The organism is Neisseria bacilliformis (assembly GCF_014055025.1).
Classification (GTDB): domain Bacteria; phylum Pseudomonadota; class Gammaproteobacteria; order Burkholderiales; family Neisseriaceae; genus Neisseria; species Neisseria bacilliformis.
On the sequence record NZ_CP059571.1, the window covers coordinates 617,223 to 636,912 of the forward strand.

The following is a 19,690-nucleotide window of genomic DNA, read 5'->3' on the forward strand; positions in this document are numbered from 1 at the left end:
CCTAAATAAATGATGTGCGAAAACGGGTTTCAGACGGCCTCTGCCAGCCATCCGACGGCCGCCGCCATGCGCTGCGCCACCCGGTCGAAATGGCCGCCTTCGTTTAAGGCAAAGGCCGTCTGAATGCCGCGTCCGCGCCACAGTTTTTCGGTGAGGCGCATATTGTCTTCCACCGCCGCCATGCGCGGGTTGCGGCTGTTTTTTTCGCCGCTGCCGATGGAAAAATACGCGCGCTGCGGCGGCGTGGGCATTTCGTTTGCCGCCGCAAATTCCGGCCAGCCGTCGAACCACAGCGAGCCGGAGACGCAGGCGGTGCGCGAAAACGGGCTGGTTTGGTACGCGCTCCACGCGGCAAACAGCCCGGCCAGCGAGTAGCCCGCCATGCCGCGCCAGCGCGGGCGCAGGTTCAGACGGCCTTCGATTTCGGGCAGGATTTTTACCAGCCAGGCCAGATAATCCGCCGCGCCGCCGCCGAAATCCGCCGCCTTTTTAAACACGTGCGGCGCAGGCCACGGTGTGAAGGCGTACTCCCAATCGGGTTCGTCGACAGAAACCAAAACAAGGCCGTCTGAAAGCAGCGCGGCGGTTGCGTCGGCTTCGTGCGGCTGCAAAAAAGTCAACACCAAAGGCGCGTCGAACGCAGCGTTTTCGGGCGCGTACACGCGGACGGATTTGGCATCGGCGGTAAAGCTGTCGGTAAGGTTCATGGCGGTTTTTCCTGCAGGAGGCCGTCTGAAAATCGGATTTTCCGTTTTCAGACGGCCTTTTGTTCAACCCAGCACTTCACCCGCCGCGATGCTGTGCCCTGCGGCGAAGGCGGCGGCGGCCATGCGTTTGCCGCCCGCGCTTTGCAGCTCGGTGATGGTCAACGCGCCTTCGCCGCAGGCGACGGTGAGGCCGTCTGAATTGCAGGCAAGCACTTGGCCGGGGCGGCCGTTTTGCGGCGAAACTCCGGCGCGCCAGATTTTCAGCGGTTTGCCTTGGTATTGCGTCCATGCGGCGGGCACGGGGTTGAAGGCGCGGATTTTGCGCTCGACGGTTTGCGCGGGTTCGTTCCAGTCGATGCGGGCTTCTTCTTTGCTGAGTTTTTGCGCGTAGGTAACGCCGTTTTCGGGCTGTTTTACGGTTTTCAGACGGCCTTCTCGTTGGAGTTGTTGCAAATCGGCAACAATGGCGGCCGCGCCGATTTCCATCAATGCGTCGTGCACTTCGTTGGCGGTGTCGCTGTTTTTAATGGTGTAACGGTGTTCGCTGACCACGCCGCCGGTGTCCAAGCCCGCGTCCATCTGCATGATGCACACGCCGGTTTCTTGGTCGCCCGCTTCGATGGCGCGCTGGATGGGGGCTGCGCCGCGCCAGCGGGGCAGCAGCGAGGCGTGGATGTTCAGGCAGCCGTGGCGGGGGGTGTCCAGCACCTGCTGCGGCAGAATCAGGCCGTAGGCGGCCACCACCATCACATCCGCGCCTGCGCTTTCAATCAGGGCGAGCGCGTCGGCGTTGCCGCGCAGTTTTTCGGGTTGCGCCACACGCAGGCCGAGCTCTAACGCAGCCTGTTTCACGGGTGAGGCTTGAAGCTGCATACCGCGTCCTTTGGGGCGGTCGGGCTGGGTGAGTACCAGCGGAATCTCGAAGCCTGCGGCGGCAACGGCTTTGAGCGCGGCTGCGGCGAAATCGGGCGTTCCGGCAAAAATCACTTTCATGGTTTTCCTTGCTCCATCATGCTTTCAGACGGCCTGTTTGATTTGTTGCAGGCCGTCTGAAAACGGGGTTGGCGGGTGTGTACAGGCCGTCTGAAAAAGCCGCGACAGGGTTCGGCTGAGTTTTCAGACGGCCTGTTGGCGTTTACATGTTCTGCCGCTGGCGTTTTTTCAGTTTGGTGCGGATGCGGCCTTGTTTGAGCTGGGAGAGGCGTTCGACAAACACGATGCCCATCAGGTGATCGAGTTCGTGCTGCACGCAGATGGCCAAGAGGCCGTCGGCTTCGAGGGTGAATTTTTCGCCGTTTTCGTTTAGGGCTTCGACGGTTACGGTTTCGGCGCGGGTTACGGTGTCGTAAATGCCGGGTACGGACAGGCAGCCCTCTTCGTAGGTGGTTTCGCCGTTTTTGTGCGTGATGACGGGGTTGATGAAGACGCGCGGTTCGTTGCGCTCTTCGCTCAAATCCATCACTACCACGCGCTCGTGCACGTCCACCTGTGTGGCGGCCAGGCCGATGCCGCGCGCTTCGTACATGGTTTCAAACATGTCGGCAATCAGGGTTTTGATGCGCGCATCGATTTTTTCGACGGGCTTGGCAACGGTGTGCAGCCGTTCGTCGGGATATTGGAGGATGTTCAGCAGTGCCATTTTTGTCTCGATGTTGTCGGGTGTTTATGCAGAATAGTTTTTAACGCTATGTGGTTTGCGGTAAAGAGTGGTAAAATCGTGCGATAAATCGGCAAGACGGTTTTTATCTGTGTCCGCCGGTATCTTTTCAATGATGACTGTGTGAATAAATTTCAATGGGGAGTGTCATGCAAAAACGTATTATAACCCTGCTTTGTGCAGCCGGCTTGGCTGTTTCCGCCCCGGCGTTCGCCGCCGCGCTGAAAGTGCGCGCCGACGCGCCGAATCGTTATGTGGTGAAACAGGGCGATACCCTGTGGGGGATTTCCGGCAAATACCTGCACCGCCCGTGGCAGTGGAGCCGCCTGTGGGGCGCAAACCGCAGCCAAATCCGCAATCCCGACCGCATCTATCCGGGGCAGGTGTTGGTTTTGCGCTACGTAAACGGCAAACCGCGCCTTTCGGTGGAACGCCGCGCGGGCGACAGCGGCATCCCGACCATCAAACTTTATCCGCGCGTGCGCGAAGTCAGCTCCGGCTACGGCATCCAGGCGGTCAACGTCGATTTCTACCGCATGTTCATGCAGCATCCGCAAATCATCGACCAAAAGCAGACGCAGCACGCGCCCAAGCTGGTGGCCGGCCCGGACGACCGCATGATGTATTCCAAAGGCGACCGCGTGTACGCCTATGAAATCACCGAACCCGGCCGCTATCTGGTTTACCGCGCCCGCAAAGACATCATCGACCCGCAAACCAAGAAATACCTCGGTCAGGAAGTGGTGTTCAGCGGCGTAGTGGCCACGCTTCCGGCAACCAACAGCGCGCTGGACGGACGCAGCAGCAGCGACGCGGAATCGCTGCCTGCCGACGAGTACTACACCCGCCTGCACCCTCTGCTGAAAGTGCCCACCGAAACCGCGCAGCCGATGGTGGTGGAAGAGGCCGTATCCGAAATCCGCAAAGGCGATTTCCTGCTGAAAATGGACGAGAGCGGCGACAGCTTCAACATGATGCCCCATGCGCCCAGCCAGCATATCGATGCCCGCGTGGTTTCGATTTTCGACGGCATCAGCGAAGCCGGCCAGTTCCAAACCATCACGCTGAACAAAGGCGAGGCCGACGGCTTGGACAAAGGCACGGTGCTAAGCCTGTACAAACGCAGCCGCCAGATCAAAACCGATCTGCAAAAAGGCAAAGACGGCAGCCGCAGCGTGGTGAAATACCTGTCGATTCCGGCCGAAGAAGTCGGTTTGGCAATGGTTTACCGCACCAGTCAAAACCTGTCGTCCGCCATCATTTTGGAAAGTACTACCAGCATCAGCGTGGGCGACACCGCGTCCGAGCCGGGACACGATTTGGACAATATGTCCGACGATATGCCGCATGTAACCAATGTGCCGCAAGACCCGCACGACGACGAAAACAACACCACCAATATCAAGAGCAACATCCGCGCATACTAAACACATGCCCGGCTGCTGCTGACAAAGGCCGTCTGAAAAGTTTTCAGACGGCCTTTCTTTATTTTTCAGGCGGCCTGTACGGCAGCGTCGGACGCAGAGGAAATCGGGCGTTTCAAGATGCCGTGCCGACTTGTGTTTTCCGGTACAAAAACCGGCTTTCCTGTGTCTTTTGAAGGCGGCGGGGAATGGTTCGGAAATATAAGCAAATCGTAAACCAGTAATAACAATTATCATTTAGTTGTTGAAATTATTGAACTTTTTTTCGGAATTTTGATTTTGCCATCTTTAAAACACGCCCTGATTTGGCTAAAATGGCGGCCTGTTTGATTTGGTTGTACACCACCGGTTCGGGTACGAATATCATGCTCTCCAATTACTTCCCCGTATTCATCTTTATGCTCGTCGGCCTCGCAGCCGGCGTGCTGTTTATCGCGCTCGGGCTGCTGCTCGGGCCGAACCGCCACTATGCTGAAAAAGACACGCCTTTCGAGTGCGGCTTCGAGGCGTTTGAAAACGCGCGCATGAAATTCGACGTGCGCTACTATCTGGTGGCGATACTGTTTATCCTGTTCGACTTGGAAATCGCCTTCGTCATCCCGTGGGCGGTGGTGTTCAAAGAGCTGGGCGCGCCCGCGCTGTGGCCGATGCTGGTGTTTATCGTTGTTTTAGGCATCGGTTTTGTTTACGAATGGAAAAAAGGAGCGCTGGAATGGGAATAGAAGGCGTATTGAACAAAGGGTTCATCACCACCAGCGCGGACACCGTGCTCAACTATATGCGTACCGGCTCGCTGTGGCCGGTAACGTTCGGTTTGGCCTGCTGCGCCGTGGAAATGATGCACGCCGGCATGGCGCGTTACGACCTCGACCGCTTCGGCATCATCTTCCGCCCCTCGCCGCGCCAGTCCGACCTGATGATTGTGGCCGGCACGCTCACCAATAAAATGGCGCCCGCCCTGCGCCGCGTGTACGACCAGATGGCCGAACCGCGCTGGGTGCTGTCGATGGGTTCCTGCGCCAACGGTGGTGGCTACTACCACTACTCCTACTCCGTCGTGCGCGGCTGCGACCGCGTCGTGCCGGTGGATGTGTACGTCCCCGGCTGCCCGCCCACCGCCGAAGCCCTGCTGTACGGCCTGATCCAGTTGCAGGGCAAAATCAAACGCACCTACACCATCGCCCGCAACTAGGAGCCGCCATGCACGCCAATGACTTACACGCCGCCGCATCGCGCATCTTGGGCGACAAAGCGAGCAATATCATCCTGGCCTTCGGCGAAGTAACCGTCGAATGCCGCGCTGAGCACTATCTGGACGTAATGACCACCCTGCGCGACCACGAAGAGCTGCACTTCGAGCTTCTGGTGGACTTGTGCGGCGTCGATTACAGTACCTACAAAAACCAAGCATGGCAGGGCAAACGCTTTGCCGCCGTCAGCCAGCTCCTGTCCGTTAAAAACAACCAGCGCATCCGCGTGCGCGTGTGGGCGGACGACGACGGCTTCCCCGTGGTCGAATCCGTCGTGCCTGTTTACAACAGCGCCGACTGGTACGAGCGCGAAGCCTTCGACATGTACGGCATCATCTTCAACAACCATCCCGACCTGCGCCGCATCCTCACCGACTACGGCTTTGTCGGCCACCCCTTCCGCAAAGACTTCCCCGTTTCCGGCTACGTAGAAATGCGCTACGACGAAGCCGAGAAGCGCGTCATCTACCAGCCCGTAACCATCGAACCGCGCGAAATCACTCCGCGCGTCGTCCGCGAGGAGAACTACGGTGGCCACTAAACTTAGAAACTACACAATCAACTTCGGCCCCCAGCACCCCGCCGCCCACGGCGTGCTGCGCATGATTTTGGAACTCGAAGGCGAAACCATCGTCCGCGCCGACCCCCATATCGGCCTCTTGCACCGAGGCACCGAAAAACTCGCCGAAACCCGCACCTACCTGCAAAACCTGCCCTATATGGACAGGCTCGACTACGTATCCATGATGGTCAACGAGCAGGCGTATTGTCTCGCCGTAGAAAAACTGCTCGGCATCGACATCCCCATCCGCGCCAAATACATCCGCACCATGTTTGCCGAAGTAACGCGCATCCTCAATCATTTGATGGGCATCGGCTCGCACGCCCTCGACATCGGCGCCATGACCGCCATCCTCTATGCCTTCCGCGATCGCGAAGAACTGATGGATCTCTACGAAGCCGTCTCCGGCGCGCGCATGCACGCCGCCTACTTCCGCCCCGGCGGCGTCTACCGCGACCTGCCCGACTTCATGCCCAAATACGAAGCCAGCAAATTCCGCAACGCCAAGGTATTGAAAGAACTCAACGAAGCCCGCGAAGGCACCATGCTTGACTTTATCGACGCCTTCTGCCAACGCTTCCCCAGCCGCATCGACACCCTCGAAACCCTGCTCACCGACAACCGCATCTGGAAACAGCGCACCGTCGGCATCGGCGTCGTCTCCCCCGAGCGCGCCATGCAGAAAGGCTTCACCGGCGTCATGCTGCGCGGCTCTGGCATCGAATGGGACGTACGCAAAACCCAGCCCTACGAAGTCTACGACCAAATGGACTTCGACATCCCCGTCGGCCTCAACGGCGACTGCTACGACCGCTACCTCTGCCGCATCAACGAAATGCGCCAGTCCGTCCGCATCATCCAGCAGTGCTCCGACTGGCTCAAACACAACCCCGGCCCCGTCATCACCGGCGACCACAAAGTCGCCCCGCCCAAGCGCACCGAAATGAAAATGGGCATGGAAGATTTGATCCACCACTTCAAACTCTTCACCGAAGGCATGCACGTCCCCGAAGGCGAAACCTACACCGCCGTCGAACACCCCAAAGGCGAATTCGGCGTGTACATCATCTCCGACGGCGCCAACAAACCCTACCGCCTGAAAATCCGCGCCCCCGGCTTCGCCCACCTGCAAGGCATGGACGAAATGGCCAAAGGCCACATGCTTGCCGACGTCGTCGCCATCATCGGCACCCAAGACATCGTATTCGGAGAGGTAGACAGATAATGCTAACCCCAGAATCCCTCAAACAAATCGACATCGAACTGGCCAAATACCCCGCCGACCGCCGCCGATCCGCCGTGATGGCCGCCCTGCGCATCGCCCAAACAGAAAAAGGCTGGCTCGCCCCCGAAACCATCGAATTTGTCGCCGACTACATCGGCATCGCTCCCGTTGCCGCCTACGAAGTCGCTACGTTTTACAACATGTACAACCTGCAACCCGTCGGCAAATACAAACTCACCGTCTGCACCAACCTCCCCTGCGCCCTGCGCGGCGGCGTCGATGCCGGCGAGTATTTGAAGAAAAAACTCGGCATCGGCTACGGCGAAACCACCCCCGACGGCAAATTCACCCTTATCGAAGGCGAATGCATGGGCGCCTGCGGCGACGCCCCCGTCATGCTGCTCAACAACCACAAAATGTGCAGCTTTATGACCGAAGAAGCCATCGAACAGAAACTCGCCGAACTGCAATAGGCAGTCTGAAACCCGCCGTAGGGTGTGAGGTGCAAGCCACGCACGCGGGCAAACCCAAAGCAGCCTGAAAAGCCAAACCACCCCACGGACGTCATTCCCGCTCAGGCGTGAATCTGGGTGAAACGATAACAACAGCAACCAAACCCGCCCGCCGCCGCCCCCCCAAACAAGATTCCCGCCTGTGCGGGAATCACGGCGGCGGGACAGCAAACGTAGGGTGTGTGGCTCCGCCACGCACGCGGAAAAACAATGTAGGTTGGGTCTAGACCCAACAAAAACGCAAGGTAGCCTGAAACGTCAAAAGGCTACCTGAAAATATAAAACCCACAGCCACAGCGTCCCCTCTCCCACTTGCGGGGGAGGGCTAGGGTGGGGCGGCGGAGTTTGAGAAACGCCCGCCACACCCGCCGCCGCAAAAAGCGTTTCCGCAGAAACGCCCACCCCCACCCCGACCCTCCCCCGCAGGGCAGGGGAGGGAGAACGAAAAACACCTTTTCAGACGGCCTCAAAGCAGCCTGAAACCCCAAAGGCCGTCTGAATACACAAACCAAGCAGCCCCAAAAGCTACCTGCGTAGCGTAGCAGAGCTGCCAAGCCGAAACCAAACAACCCAACCCGAGCAAGCACCATGGCCATTTACCAAAACGGCGTCATCTTTGAAAACGTCGACACCACCGCCCCCGACTGCTGGACACTCGATGCCTACCTCCAACGCGGCGGCTACCAAGCCCTGCGCAAAATCCTGTCCGAAAACACCAGCCAAGACGACGTCATCGCCGAAGTCAAAACCTCCGGCCTGCGCGGGCGCGGCGGCGCGGGCTTCCCTTCCGGCCTCAAATGGAGCTTTATGCCCCGCTCCTTCCCCGGCGAGAAATACGTTGTCTGCAACACCGACGAAGGCGAACCCGGCACCTTCAAAGACCGCGACATCATCCTGTACAACCCCCATGCCCTCATCGAAGGCATGATTATCGGCGGCTACGCCATGGGCGCGGCCGCAGGCTACAACTACATCCACGGCGAAATTTTTGAGGGCTACCAACGCTTTGAACAAGCCCTCGCCCAAGCCCGCGCCGCCGGCTATCTCGGCCAAAACATCCTCGGCAGCGGCTTCAACTTCGAGCTCTACGCCCACCACGGCTACGGCGCATACATCTGCGGCGAAGAAACCGCCCTGCTCGAAAGCCTCGAAGGCAAAAAAGGCCAGCCCCGCTTCAAGCCCCCCTTCCCCGCCTCCTTCGGCCTGTTCGGCAAGCCCACCACCATCAACAATACCGAAACTTTCTCCTCCGTCCCCTTCATCATCCGCGACGGCGGAAAAACCTTTGCTGACAAAGGAATAGAAAACGCAGGCGGCACCAAACTGTTTTCCATCTCCGGCCACGTCGAACGCCCCGGCAACTACGAAGTCCCCCTCGGCACCCCCTTTGCCGAGCTGCTCGAAATGGCCGGCGGCATGAAAAACGGCAAAAAACTCAAAGCCGTCATCCCCGGCGGCTCCTCCTCGCCCGTCATCCCCGGCGACGTCATGATGACGCTGAACATGGACTACGACTCCATCGCCAAAGCCGGCTCCATGCTCGGCTCCGGCGCAGTCATCGTCATGGACGAAGACGTCTGCATGGTCAAAGCCCTCGAACGCCTCAGCTACTTCTACTTTGAAGAATCCTGCGGCCAATGCACCCCCTGCCGCGAAGGCACCGGCTGGCTCTACCGTATCGTCCACCGCATCGTCAACGGCCAGGGAAAAATGGAAGACCTCGACCTGCTCGAATCCGTCGGCAACAACATGGCCGGTCGCACCATCTGCGCCCTAGCCGACGCCGCCGTCTTCCCCGTGCGCGGCTTTATGAAACACTACCGCGACGAGTTCATCCACTACATCGAACACGGCAAACCGATGAAAGCGCACAAATGGTGTTAAAGGCAGCCTGAAAACCCGTAGGTCGGGCATTCATGCCCGACACCCGCCGGAAAAATTGAAAAATGTCGGGCATAAATGCTCGACCTACAAACGCCCAAACTGCAGCAACGGCGTTCCCTCTCCCGCTCGCGGGGAGGGCTAGGGTGGGGGTGGTGGCGCAACAGAAACCCCCACCACCCCCGCCAACAAAAAAAGCGTTTCCGCAGAAACGCACACCCCCACCCCGCCCCCCCCCCCCCGCAGGGCAGGGGAGGGAGGCGGAAGAAACAACCGCCGCCCGAACCCCAACCAGATTCCCGCCTGCGCGGGAATGACGGCAGTAGTAGAAACCTTGTTTTCAGACGGCCTCAAAAGCAGCCTGAAACCCCAAAAAACACCCCCTTCAGGCCGTCTGAAAAACGCATAGCCGCAAGGCAGCCTGAAAGCCAAACCATTACCCAATTAAAAAACCCGTAACTAGGAAACCACCATGTTACAAATCCAGATCGACGGTAAAGAAGTCTCGGTAGAGCAGGGCGCGACAGTGATCGAAGCCGCGCAGAAGCTCGGCACCTACATCCCCCACTTCTGCTACCACAAGAAACTCTCCATTGCCGCCAACTGCCGCATGTGCCTGGTGGAAGTGGAAAAAGCGCCCAAGCCGCTGCCGGCCTGCGCCACGCCGGTAACCGACGGCATGGTGGTGCGCACCCATTCCGAAAAAGCGCGTCAGGCGCAGGAAGGGGTGATGGAGTTCCTGCTGATCAACCACCCGCTCGATTGTCCGGTGTGCGACAAGGGCGGCGAGTGCCAGCTGCAAGACTTGGCAATGGGCTACGGCAAAACCACCAGCCGCTACACCGAAGCCAAGCGCGCCGTCGTCGGCAAAGACATGGGACCCTTGATTTCCGCCGCCGAAATGAGCCGCTGCATCCACTGCTCGCGCTGCGTGCGCTTCACCGAAGAAATCGCCGGTATGCAGGAAATCGGCATTGCCAACCGTGGCGAGCATTCCGAAATCATGCCCTTTATCGGCAAAGCGGTGGAAACCGAGCTTTCCGGCAATGTGATCGATTTGTGCCCCGTCGGCGCACTCACCAGCAAACCCTTCCGCTTCAACGCCCGCTCCTGGGAATTGAACCGCCGCAAATCCGTTTCCGCCCACGATTCCTTGGGCAGCAACCTGATTGTGCAAACCAAAGAGCACACCGTGCGCCGCGTGCTGCCGCTGGACAACGAAGACATCAACGAATGCTGGCTGTCCGACCGCGACCGTTTCGCCTACGAAGGCCTGTACCACGAAAGCCGTCTGAAAAACCCGAAAATCAAGCAGGGCGGCGAATGGATCGATGTCGATTGGAAAACCGCGCTCGAATACGTGCGCAACGGCATCGAGTGCATCGCCAAAGACGGCAACCAAGAACAAATCGGCATTTGGGCGAACCCGATGAACACCGTCGAAGAGCTGTTCCTTGCCAAAAAACTGGCAAACGGCCTGGGCATCACCCACACCGCCAGCCGCCTGCGCGAGCAGGACGGACGCCTCAAAGGCAGCCTGAAAGGCGCGCAGTGGCTCGGCGGCGCGATTGCTGACTTAAACGACGCGGGCGCGGTGCTGGTTATCGGCGCGAACCTGCGCAAAGAACAGCCGCTCTTAACTGCCCGCCTGCGCCGCGCGGCAGGCAACGGCTCGCAGGTGAGCATTGTCGCCGCCAATAAAGAACAGCTGTTTATACCGCTGCTGGCACAAGAAACCGTACACCCCGCGCAGTGGGCAGACTGCCTGAAAAACCTCGCCGCCGATTTGGAAAACGGCATCGCAGGCAGCCTGAAAAATGCCGAAAAAGCCTTTGTGCTGCTCGGCGCGGACGCGCAGAACCACCCCGACTATGCCGCCGTGTATGCCGCCGCGCAGGAATTGGCGGACGCCACCGGCGCAAGCCTCGGCATCCTGCCGCAGGCGGCCAACAGCGTCGGCGCCGACGTGTTGGGCTTTGACGGCGGCAGCATCACCGAGATGCTCGCCCAGCCCAAACAGGGCGTGCTGCTGTTGAACGTCGAACCCGAAATCGACGTGGCAGGCGGCGCGGCGGCCGTGGCCGCGCTCAAACAGGCCAAAAGCGTGATGGCGTTTACCCCGTATGAGAGCGACACCCTGCTCGATGTGTGCGACATCCTGCTGCCCATCGCCCCGTTTACCGAAACTTCCGGCAGCCTCATCAATATGGAAGGCCGTCTGCAATCCTTCTACGGTGTCGTTCAGGGCTACGGCGAAAGCCGCCCGCTGTGGAAAATCCTGCGCGTGCTGGGCAACCTGCTCAATATCGACGGCTTCGACTACGACAGCACCGAAGAGATTTTGAAAGACGCGCTGGATGCCGAAAGGCTGCCTGAAAAACTGAATAACCGCGCGAACGGCAGCTTCGACACTATTCAGACGGCCTCAAAACTCACCCGCATCGGCGGCGTGGGCGTGTACCACACCGACGCCATCGTGCGCCGCTCCGCCCCCTTACAGGAAACTTCGCACGCGCAGATTCCCGCTGCCCGCGTCCACCCGCAGACGCTGGCCGATCTGGGGCTGGCAGGCGCATCCGAAGCCGTCGCCAAACAAAACGGCGCGGCCGTGCGCGTGCCGCTGGAAGCGGACGGCACGCTGCCGCAAAACGTGGTGCACCTGCCGCTGCACCCGGCCAACGCCGCGCTCGGCGGCCTGATGAACGCCATCGTATTGGAAAGGGCATAACAAATGCAGGAATGGTTCCAAACCCTGTTTTCCGGCTGGTTCGGCCCGATGGGCAGCGACATCGGCCTGATCGTGTCGGTAATCGTCAAAATCGTCATCATCTTGATTCCGCTGATTCTGACTGTGGCGTATCTGACCTATTTCGAGCGCAAAGTCATCGGCTTTATGCAGCTGCGCGTCGGCCCCAACGTAACCGGCCCCTGGGGGCTGATCCAGCCGTTTGCCGACGTGTTCAAACTGCTGTTCAAAGAAGTAACCCGCCCCAGCAGCTCGAACAAATGGCTGTTCTACATCGGCCCCATGCTCTCGCTCGCGCCCTCCTTCGCCGCCTGGGCGGTGGTGCCGTTTTCCGACAAATGGCTCTTGACCAATGTGGACGTGAGCCTGCTGTACATCCTGATGATTACTTCGCTGTCGGTGTACGGCGTCATCATCGCGGGCTGGGCAAGCAACTCCAAATACGCCTTTCTCGGCGCGATGCGCTCCTCCGCGCAGACCATTTCCTACGAAATCGCCATGTCCGCCGCCCTCGTGTGCGTGATTATGGTGTCCGGCAGCCTGAACTTTAACGAAATCGTCGCCGCGCAGGCCAAAGGCATCGCCGGAGGCTCCATCTTCTCGTGGAACTGGTTTACCCTGTTTCCCGTATTCCTCGTGTACCTGATTTCCGCCGTGGCCGAAACCAACCGCGCCCCGTTTGACGTGGCAGAGGGCGAGAGCGAAATCGTCGCCGGTTTCCACGTCGAATACTCCGGCTTCGCTTTCGCCCTATTTTTCCTAGCCGAATACATTTTTATGATTTTAATCGGCGCGCTCACCTCCATCATGTTCCTCGGCGGCTGGCTCTCCCCCTTCCCGCAAAGCTGGGGCATCATCGGTACCCCCAGCGCAATCTGGATGTTCGCCAAAATGGCGATGGTGCTGTACGGCTACCTGTGGATACGTGCCACCTTCCCGCGCTACCGCTACGACCAAATCATGCGCCTCGGCTGGAAAGTGCTGATTCCCGTGGGCTTTATCGCCATCGTCGTGTACGCCGTATGGATGGCCACCCCGCTGAGTTTGTGGAAGTGATTGAGGCCGTCTGAAAACCCGAAACTGCCGTCATTCCCGCGCAGGCGGGAATCTTGGCGGCGCAACAGCAAGGGCGGCCAGCCCCAACCGCCGCCCAAACCCCAAACCGGATTCCCGCCTGCGCGGGAATGACGGGAGAAGAAACCAAGTAGGGTGTGCGGCTCCGCCACGCACGCGGAAAGCAAAAGCAGCCTGAAACGCAACAGGCCGTCTGAAAAGCAAACACCAAACCCAACACCAAAATCCCCCCAAACCGGAGGAGACAAACCCAAATGGCAAACCTAGTCAAAACCTTCCTGCTCGGCGAACTTGTTAAAGGTATGGGCGTAACGCTCAAAAACTTCTTTGCCCGCAAAGACACGATTTACTTCCCCGAAGAAAAAACCCCGCAATCCGTGCGCTTTCGCGGCCTGCACGCCCAACGCCGCTATCCGAACGGCGAAGAGCGCTGCATTGCCTGTAAACTGTGCGAAGCCGTCTGCCCCGCCATGGCCATCAACATCGAATCCGAAGAGCGCGAAGACGGCACCCGCCGCACCACCCGCTACGACATCGACCTGACCAAGTGCATCTTCTGCGGCTTCTGCGAAGAAGCCTGCCCCACCGACGCGATTGTGGAAACCCACATCTTCGAGTACCACGGCGAGAAAAAGGGCGACCTGCACTTCACCAAACCCATGCTGCTGGCCATCGGCGACCAATACGAAGAAGAAATCGCCAAACGCAAAGCCGCCGACGCGCCGTACCGTTGAGGCAGCTTGAAAGGCAAAAGGTTACCTGAAAACCTTAAACTGCCGTCATTAGTGAGTAGGTCGGGCACTTATGCCCGACAAACACCGGCAATAGAAAAATATCTGCCGTCATTCCCGCGCAGGCGGGAATCTTGGCGGCACAACAGCAAAGGCGGCCAACCCCAACCGCCGCCCGCCTCAACCAAGATTCCCGCCTGCGCGGGAATGACGGGGCAGAAAAACCAAACGCAGCAAGGTAGGTTGGGTTGCAAACCCAACAGCCATGCCGAACCGAAAACCATGTTGGGTCAAGACCCAAGCTACAAAGCTGAAATCGTAAAAACCACAGCAACATCATCCCCTCTCACGCTTGCGGGGGAGGGCTAGGGTAGGGGCGGCGGCGCAACAGAAACACCCGCCACACCCGCCAACGAAAAAAAGCGTTTCTGCCGAAACGCCCACCCCCACCCCGACCCTCCCCCGCAGGGCAGGGGAGGGAGACAGAAGCAACCAACCGCCGCCCGAACCCCAACCAAGATTCCCGCCTGCGCGGGAATGACGGGATTGAAGTAAAGTAGGTCGGGCATTTATGCCCGACAAACGCCGGCCAATTTGAAACATGTCGGGCATCAATGCCCGACCTACAAACTGAAAACACAAGTAACGTAGGGTGTGTGGCTCCGCCACGCACGCGGCAAAGCAAAAGCAGCCTGAAACGCAAAAGGCAGCCTGAAATCCAAACAGGAGCAGCACCATGAGCAAAACCCTCGTTATCGCCGCGCACCCGAACATCGCGCAGTCCGCCGTCAACAAACGCTGGCTTGCCCAATTGCGCCGATACCCCGAACGCTTTACCGTGCACGAGCTTTACGCCGCCTACCCCGACGGCAAAATCGACATCGCCGCCGAACAGCGGCTGGCAGACGCGCATCAGGCTTTGGTATTGCAGTTTCCCGTGTATTGGTTCAACGCCCGTTTGAATTGTCCCTGCGCTACTGCAACGCCGACTACCGCCCGATGTTTGCCTTCCACACCATCGACAGCAACGCGGGCTACACCGAAGCCGCTTTGCAGGCGATAGAGCAAAGCGCGACGGATTATGTGGCGTGGCTGGATGCGCCGGCGCAGGCAGCTTAAAACCGTAAAAGGCTACCTGAAAAACCAAACAGGCCGTCTGAAACCCATAGCCATGCAGCCGGGGAAAGCCTGAAAGGAAAAATAAAATGTTTAAAATCATTATGCTGGTAAAGAAGAAACCCGAACTCGACACCGAGGCATTTATCGCCCGCTGGCAGCAGCATTCTGAAAAAGTGCTGGGTTTGAAGGACGTACTGAATATCCGCCATTACGCCAAAACGCTGCCGTTTCAGGCCGGTGCGCAACCTGCCACCCAGCGCGGCACGCTGCCGTTTGCGTTTGATGCGATGGGCGAGCTGTGGTACGACAGCCGCAACGATTTCCAACGCGCCCGCGAAACCGAAGCAGGGCAGGCGGCACTGGCCGCACTGCGCGAGAATGAAGCCGAGTTCGTGGATTTGCAGCATTCCGTCATGTGGTTTGGCGAAGAAGAGCGCGTGATTTGAAGTCAAAGGCAGCCCAGACCCCAAAAAAAGGCCGTCTGAAAAGCATTGAAAAACCTCCACCGGAAAGACCTGTATGAGCTTCCAACTGATTATGTTCTACACCCTCGCCGCCATCATCCTGTTCGGCGCGCTGAAAACCGTAACCGTGAAAAACCCGGTGCATGCCGCGCTGTATCTGGTGCTCACTTTCTGTATGAGCGCGATGATGTGGATGCTGATGCAGGCCGAATTCCTCGGCATCACGCTGGTGGTGGTGTATGTGGGCGCGGTGATGGTGCTGTTCCTGTTCGTGGTGATGATGCTCAACATCGACGTGGAGGAAATGCGCAAAGGCTTCTGGCGCAACGCGCCGGTGGCCGCCACCGTCGGCGTGCTGATGGCCGTCGCCCTCATCCTGATACTGGTGTCGCCCAAAACCAACCTCGCCGCCTTCGGCGCAATGGTCGACGTGCCCGCCGACCACAGCAATGTGCGCGAACTCGGCCGCCAGATTTACACCACCTATATGCTGCCCTTCGAGCTGGCCGCCGTGCTGCTGCTGCTCGGCATGGTCGCCGCCATCGCCCTCGTGCACCGCAAGTCGAACAACCCCAAACGCATGGATCCGGCCGAGCAGGTGAAAGTGGACGCCTCCAAAGGCCGCATGAAACTGGTGAAAATGCAGCCGATGGTGCAAACCCCGTCCGTTCCCGAAACCCCCGAAACCGCCGCCGAGGAGGGCAAAGCATGATTACGCTCACACACTATCTGGTACTGGCCGCGCTCCTGTTCGGCATCAGTGCGATGGGCATTTTTATGAACCGCAAAAACGTGCTGGTATTGCTGATGTCGATCGAGCTGATGCTCTTGGCGGTGAATTTCAACTTTATCGCCTTTTCGCAATACCTCGGCGACACGGCGGGGCAGATTTTCGTGTTTTTCGTCCTCACCGTCGCCGCCGCCGAAAGCGCGATCGGTTTGGCGATTATGGTGCTGGTGTACCGCAACCGTAAGAGCATCAACATCACCGATTTGGACAGCCTGAAAGGGTAGGGCGGACGTAGGTCGGATACTTATATCCGACAGACGCCCCACGGCGGCCTCAAAGGCAGACTGAAAACAAGCAACGCGAGTTTCAGCGAAGCTAAAACCCATTTCCCCGTGCGGGAAAACGTCGGATACAAGAATCCGACCTACGCAAAGGCCGTCTGAAAAACCGTAGCGAGTAGGTCGGGCATTTATGCCCGACAAACGCCGGCAAATGTGAAAAATGTCGGGCATAAATGCCCGACCTACAAAACTAAAACCCGCAAACAGCCGCCCCACCACAGACGTCATTCCCGCGCAGGCGGGAATCTCGGTGGAATTGAACGAATGCAGGTTTAAACCGCCGATTGTTGAAGCCCAAACAAGATTCCCGCCTGCGCGATATTCCCGCCTGCGCGGGAATGACGGCGGTAGAAATAACACCATTTTCAGACGGCCTCAAAGGCAGCCTGAAAACACAAGCAACCGTAGGTCGGATACTTGTATCTGACAGCCGCCCCAAGCGGCAGCAAGGCAGCCTGAAACCTCATTTCCCCGCGTGGGAAAACGTCGGATTCAAGAATCCGACCTACGCAAAAGGCCGTCTGAAAAGACCGCCCGCAACCCGAGATTAAAAGTTCAACCCCTAAGGTTCACAACATGACTGATATGACTTTATACCTCACCATCGCCCTTCTGCCGCTGGCGGGCTCGCTGCTGGCGGGGCTGTTCGGCAATAAAATCGGCCGCGCAGGGGCGCATTCGGTAACGATACTCGGCGTGGCGGTGTCGGCCGTGTTGTCCGGCTGGGTGTTGTGGGGCTTTATCGACGGCTCGCGCGCCAAGTTTGACGAAAACGTCTATACCTGGCTGACAATGGGCGGCATTGATTTCTCGGTCGGCTTTCTGGTCGATTCGATGACGGCGATGATGATGGCGGTGGTCACCGGCGTGTCGCTGATGGTGCATATCTACACCATTGGCTATATGCACGACGAAGAAGTCGGCTACCAACGCTTTTTCAGCTATATCTCCTTGTTTACATTCAGCATGCTGATGCTGATTATGTCCAACAACTTCATCCAGCTTTTCTTCGGCTGGGAAGCGGTGGGCTTGGTGTCGTATCTGTTGATCGGTTTCTATTTCAAAAAACCGTCGGCCACCTTTGCCAACCTGAAAGCGTTTTTGGTCAACCGCGTCGGCGACTTCGGCTTTGTGCTGGGCATCGCGCTGGTGCTGGCCTATTTCGGCGGCAGCCTGCGCTACGCCGACGTGTTCGCCTATCTGCCGCAGGTGCAAAATGCCACCATCGAGCTGATTCCGGGCGTGCAGTGGTCGCTGGTTACCGTAACCTGCCTGCTGCTGTTTGTCGGCGCGATGGGTAAATCCGCCCAATTCCCGCTGCATGTGTGGCTGCCCGACTCGATGGAAGGCCCGACGCCGATTTCCGCGCTGATTCACGCGGCCACCATGGTTACCGCCGGTCTGTTTATGGTGTCGCGTATGTCGCCGATTTACGAATTGAGCAGCACCGCCTTGAGCGTGATTATGGTCATCGGCGCGATTACCGCGCTGTTTATGGGCTTTCTCGGCACGATTCAAAACGACATCAAACGCGTGGTGGCCTATTCCACCCTGTCGCAGCTCGGCTATATGACCGTGGCGCTGGGCGCGTCGGCCTACTCCGTGGCCATGTTCCATGTGATGACCCACGCCTTCTTTAAAGCCCTGCTGTTTCTCGCCGCCGGCAGCACCATCATCGGCATGCACCACGACCAAGACATGCGCCATATGGGCAACCTGAAAAAATACATGCCCATCACTTGGCTCACTATGCTGCTGGGCAATCTGGCACTTATCGGCACGCCCTTCTTCTCCGGTTTCTACTCCAAAGATTCCATCATCGAAGCGGCCAAACTCAGTAACCTACCCGGCAGCGGCTTTGCCTACTTCGCCGTACTCGCCAGCGTGTTTGTAACCGCGTTTTACGCGTTCCGCCAATACTTTATGGTCTTCCACGGCAAGGAAAAATGGCGCGAGCTGCCCGAGCACCACGACGACCACCATTCAGACGGCCACCATCACGGCCTGGGCAAAAACGACAATCCGCACGAAAGCCCGCTGGTCGTTACCCTGCCGCTGATTCTGCTTGCGATTCCGTCCGTCATCATCGGCTACATCGCCATCGAACCCATGCTCTACGGCGATTTCTTCAAAGACGTGATTTTCGTCAACGCCGACGCGCATCCGACCATGCACATTATGAAAGAAGAGTTCCACGGCGCATTGGCAATGGTGTCGCACAGCCTGCATTCGCCCGTCCTCTATCTCGCTATCGCAGGCGTATTGAGCGCATGGCTTTTGTACGTCAAACTGCCGCACCTGCCCGCCAAAATCGCGCAGGCGTTCCGTCCGGTTTACGTTTTGTTTGAAAACAAATACTACCTCGACGCCCTTTATTTCAACGTCTTCGCCAAAGGCACGCGCGCATTGGGCAACTTCTTCTGGAAAGTCGGCGATACCGCCATTATCGACAACGGCATTGTCAACGGCTCCACCAAACTGGTCGGCGCGATTGCCGCGCAGGTACGTAAAGTACAAACCGGCTTTATCTACACCTACGCCGCCGCTATGGTGTTCGGCGTATTGGTCCTGCTCGGCATGACCTTCTGGGGCTTGTTCAGATAAAGGCAGAGTTTCAGACGACTTGTCCGTAGTCGGTTTAGAGGTCGTCTGAAAAGAACCATTCAAGTTGTAGGTCGGATACTTGTATCCGACATGAAAAAGAAAATAGTGCAGCGTGTCGGATTCGAGAATCCGACCTACGGCATATCGGGATTTCAGGTAAGGATGAGATTTTCAGACGACGTTTAGGTCGTCTGAAAAAGGAAACACGAGAAACAATGGTTGAAGACAAATTACCGCAAACCCTAGACGAAGTCCGCGAAGCCATCGACGGTTTGGACAAGGAATTAATAGAATTACTTGCCCGCCGGCAGAAGCTGGTACGGCAGGCAGGCCGTCTGAAACCTAAAAACGATGTGCAGGCGGTTTCCGCGCCCGAACGGGTAGCTCAAGTGATTGCCTCGCGCCGTGCCTATGCCGAAAAGGTCGGTTTGTCGCCCGAAGTAGCCGAAGCAGTTTGGCGCAGCATGATTGATGCGTTCATTAAACTTGAGATGGAAACCAACCGTACCGACGGGGCGTAGCCAACATTTCGGTCATAATTGATTTACTTGGATAGATACTGAGTTTGCCGACCGCCGTCATTCCCGCGCAGGCGGGAATCCAGACCTACCGGCGCGTAAAACTGTCAAGGAAAAAGGCTTCCTAAAATCTACGTTCTGGATT

The 19,690-nt window shown here is 58.2% G+C and carries 20 protein-coding genes; 17 read left to right on the top strand and 3 right to left on the bottom strand.

Features of this window, described 5'->3' with window-relative positions; all coding sequences use genetic code 11:
- Positions 1-29 precede the first annotated feature (29 nt).
- The 3 genes from H3L91_RS03095 to def form a co-directional block, all read right to left on the bottom strand.
- Positions 30-707 (bottom strand): alpha/beta hydrolase, encoded by a 678-nt coding sequence (locus H3L91_RS03095; RefSeq protein WP_007342025.1) that lies wholly within the window; start codon positions 705-707, stop codon positions 30-32.
- Positions 708-770: 63 nt separating this feature from the next.
- The gene (gene fmt / locus H3L91_RS03100; protein ID WP_007342026.1) at positions 771-1,700 is read right to left on the bottom strand and encodes a methionyl-tRNA formyltransferase; all 930 of its coding nucleotides are present in this window, start codon (positions 1,698-1,700) and stop codon (positions 771-773) included.
- Between the two features lie 142 nt (positions 1,701-1,842).
- Positions 1,843-2,346, bottom strand: coding sequence for a peptide deformylase (gene def / locus H3L91_RS03105; RefSeq protein ID WP_007342027.1), 504 nt, complete (start codon positions 2,344-2,346; stop codon positions 1,843-1,845).
- A 167-nt stretch (positions 2,347-2,513) separates the two neighbouring features.
- On the opposite strand from def, the gene H3L91_RS03110 reads away from it, so the two are divergent.
- From H3L91_RS03110 to H3L91_RS03190, 17 genes are all read left to right on the top strand, one after another.
- The gene (locus tag H3L91_RS03110; RefSeq protein WP_040658712.1) at positions 2,514-3,791 is read left to right on the top strand and encodes a LysM peptidoglycan-binding domain-containing protein; all 1,278 of its coding nucleotides are present in this window, start codon (positions 2,514-2,516) and stop codon (positions 3,789-3,791) included.
- Between the two features lie 362 nt (positions 3,792-4,153).
- Positions 4,154-4,510: an NADH-quinone oxidoreductase subunit A gene (ndhC, locus tag H3L91_RS03115; protein WP_040659357.1), complete on the top strand. Its 357-nt coding sequence runs from the start codon at positions 4,154-4,156 to the stop codon at positions 4,508-4,510.
- On the top strand, positions 4,501-4,980 hold the full coding sequence (locus tag H3L91_RS03120; protein WP_007342032.1) for a NuoB/complex I 20 kDa subunit family protein: 480 nt from the start codon (positions 4,501-4,503) through the stop codon (positions 4,978-4,980). Before ndhC ends, H3L91_RS03120 begins: the two co-directional genes overlap by 10 nt.
- Before the next feature lie 8 nt (positions 4,981-4,988).
- Positions 4,989-5,579: an NADH-quinone oxidoreductase subunit C gene (locus H3L91_RS03125; RefSeq protein ID WP_007342033.1), complete on the top strand. Its 591-nt coding sequence runs from the start codon at positions 4,989-4,991 to the stop codon at positions 5,577-5,579.
- Positions 5,569-6,825: an NADH dehydrogenase (quinone) subunit D gene (nuoD, locus tag H3L91_RS03130; RefSeq protein WP_007342034.1), complete on the top strand. Its 1,257-nt coding sequence runs from the start codon at positions 5,569-5,571 to the stop codon at positions 6,823-6,825. The genes H3L91_RS03125 and nuoD overlap by 11 nt, the downstream gene beginning before the upstream one ends.
- The gene (nuoE, locus tag H3L91_RS03135) at positions 6,825-7,298 is read left to right on the top strand and encodes an NADH-quinone oxidoreductase subunit NuoE (protein WP_007342035.1); all 474 of its coding nucleotides are present in this window, start codon (positions 6,825-6,827) and stop codon (positions 7,296-7,298) included. Before nuoD ends, nuoE begins: the two co-directional genes overlap by 1 nt.
- 627 nt (positions 7,299-7,925) lie before the next feature.
- Positions 7,926-9,221 (top strand): NADH-quinone oxidoreductase subunit NuoF, encoded by a 1,296-nt coding sequence (nuoF, locus tag H3L91_RS03140; protein WP_007342037.1) that lies wholly within the window; start codon positions 7,926-7,928, stop codon positions 9,219-9,221.
- A 469-nt stretch (positions 9,222-9,690) separates the two neighbouring features.
- Positions 9,691-11,946: an NADH-quinone oxidoreductase subunit NuoG gene (gene nuoG, locus H3L91_RS03145; protein WP_007342038.1), complete on the top strand. Its 2,256-nt coding sequence runs from the start codon at positions 9,691-9,693 to the stop codon at positions 11,944-11,946.
- Between the two features lie 3 nt (positions 11,947-11,949).
- Positions 11,950-13,020, top strand: coding sequence for an NADH-quinone oxidoreductase subunit NuoH (gene nuoH / locus H3L91_RS03150; protein ID WP_007342039.1), 1,071 nt, complete (start codon positions 11,950-11,952; stop codon positions 13,018-13,020).
- A gap of 272 nt (positions 13,021-13,292) precedes the next feature.
- Positions 13,293-13,772, top strand: coding sequence for an NADH-quinone oxidoreductase subunit NuoI (gene nuoI, locus H3L91_RS03155; RefSeq protein WP_007342041.1), 480 nt, complete (start codon positions 13,293-13,295; stop codon positions 13,770-13,772).
- Between the two features lie 733 nt (positions 13,773-14,505).
- Entirely contained in the window at positions 14,506-14,832 is a 327-nt protein-coding gene (locus H3L91_RS03160) for an NAD(P)H-dependent oxidoreductase (RefSeq protein ID WP_007342044.1), read from the top strand.
- A gap of 142 nt (positions 14,833-14,974) precedes the next feature.
- A complete protein-coding gene (locus H3L91_RS03165; RefSeq protein WP_007342046.1) occupies positions 14,975-15,334 on the top strand; it encodes an EthD domain-containing protein in 360 nt (119 codons plus the stop codon).
- A 73-nt stretch (positions 15,335-15,407) separates the two neighbouring features.
- Positions 15,408-16,064 carry an NADH-quinone oxidoreductase subunit J gene (locus H3L91_RS03170; RefSeq protein WP_007342047.1) on the top strand — a complete coding sequence of 219 codons (657 nt, stop codon included), beginning with the start codon at positions 15,408-15,410 and terminating at the stop codon, positions 16,062-16,064.
- Positions 16,061-16,366 carry an NADH-quinone oxidoreductase subunit NuoK gene (gene nuoK / locus H3L91_RS03175; RefSeq protein ID WP_007342048.1) on the top strand — a complete coding sequence of 102 codons (306 nt, stop codon included), beginning with the start codon at positions 16,061-16,063 and terminating at the stop codon, positions 16,364-16,366. Before H3L91_RS03170 ends, nuoK begins: the two co-directional genes overlap by 4 nt.
- Positions 16,367-16,710: 344 nt before the next feature.
- Positions 16,711-16,974, top strand: coding sequence for a hypothetical protein (locus tag H3L91_RS03180; protein WP_154647183.1), 264 nt, complete (start codon positions 16,711-16,713; stop codon positions 16,972-16,974).
- 25 nt (positions 16,975-16,999) lie between these two features.
- On the top strand, positions 17,000-19,027 hold the full coding sequence (gene nuoL / locus H3L91_RS03185; protein ID WP_007342050.1) for an NADH-quinone oxidoreductase subunit L: 2,028 nt from the start codon (positions 17,000-17,002) through the stop codon (positions 19,025-19,027).
- A gap of 215 nt (positions 19,028-19,242) precedes the next feature.
- A complete protein-coding gene (locus H3L91_RS03190) occupies positions 19,243-19,548 on the top strand; it encodes a chorismate mutase (RefSeq protein WP_007342051.1) in 306 nt (101 codons plus the stop codon).
- Positions 19,549-19,690: the final 142 nt, after the last annotated feature.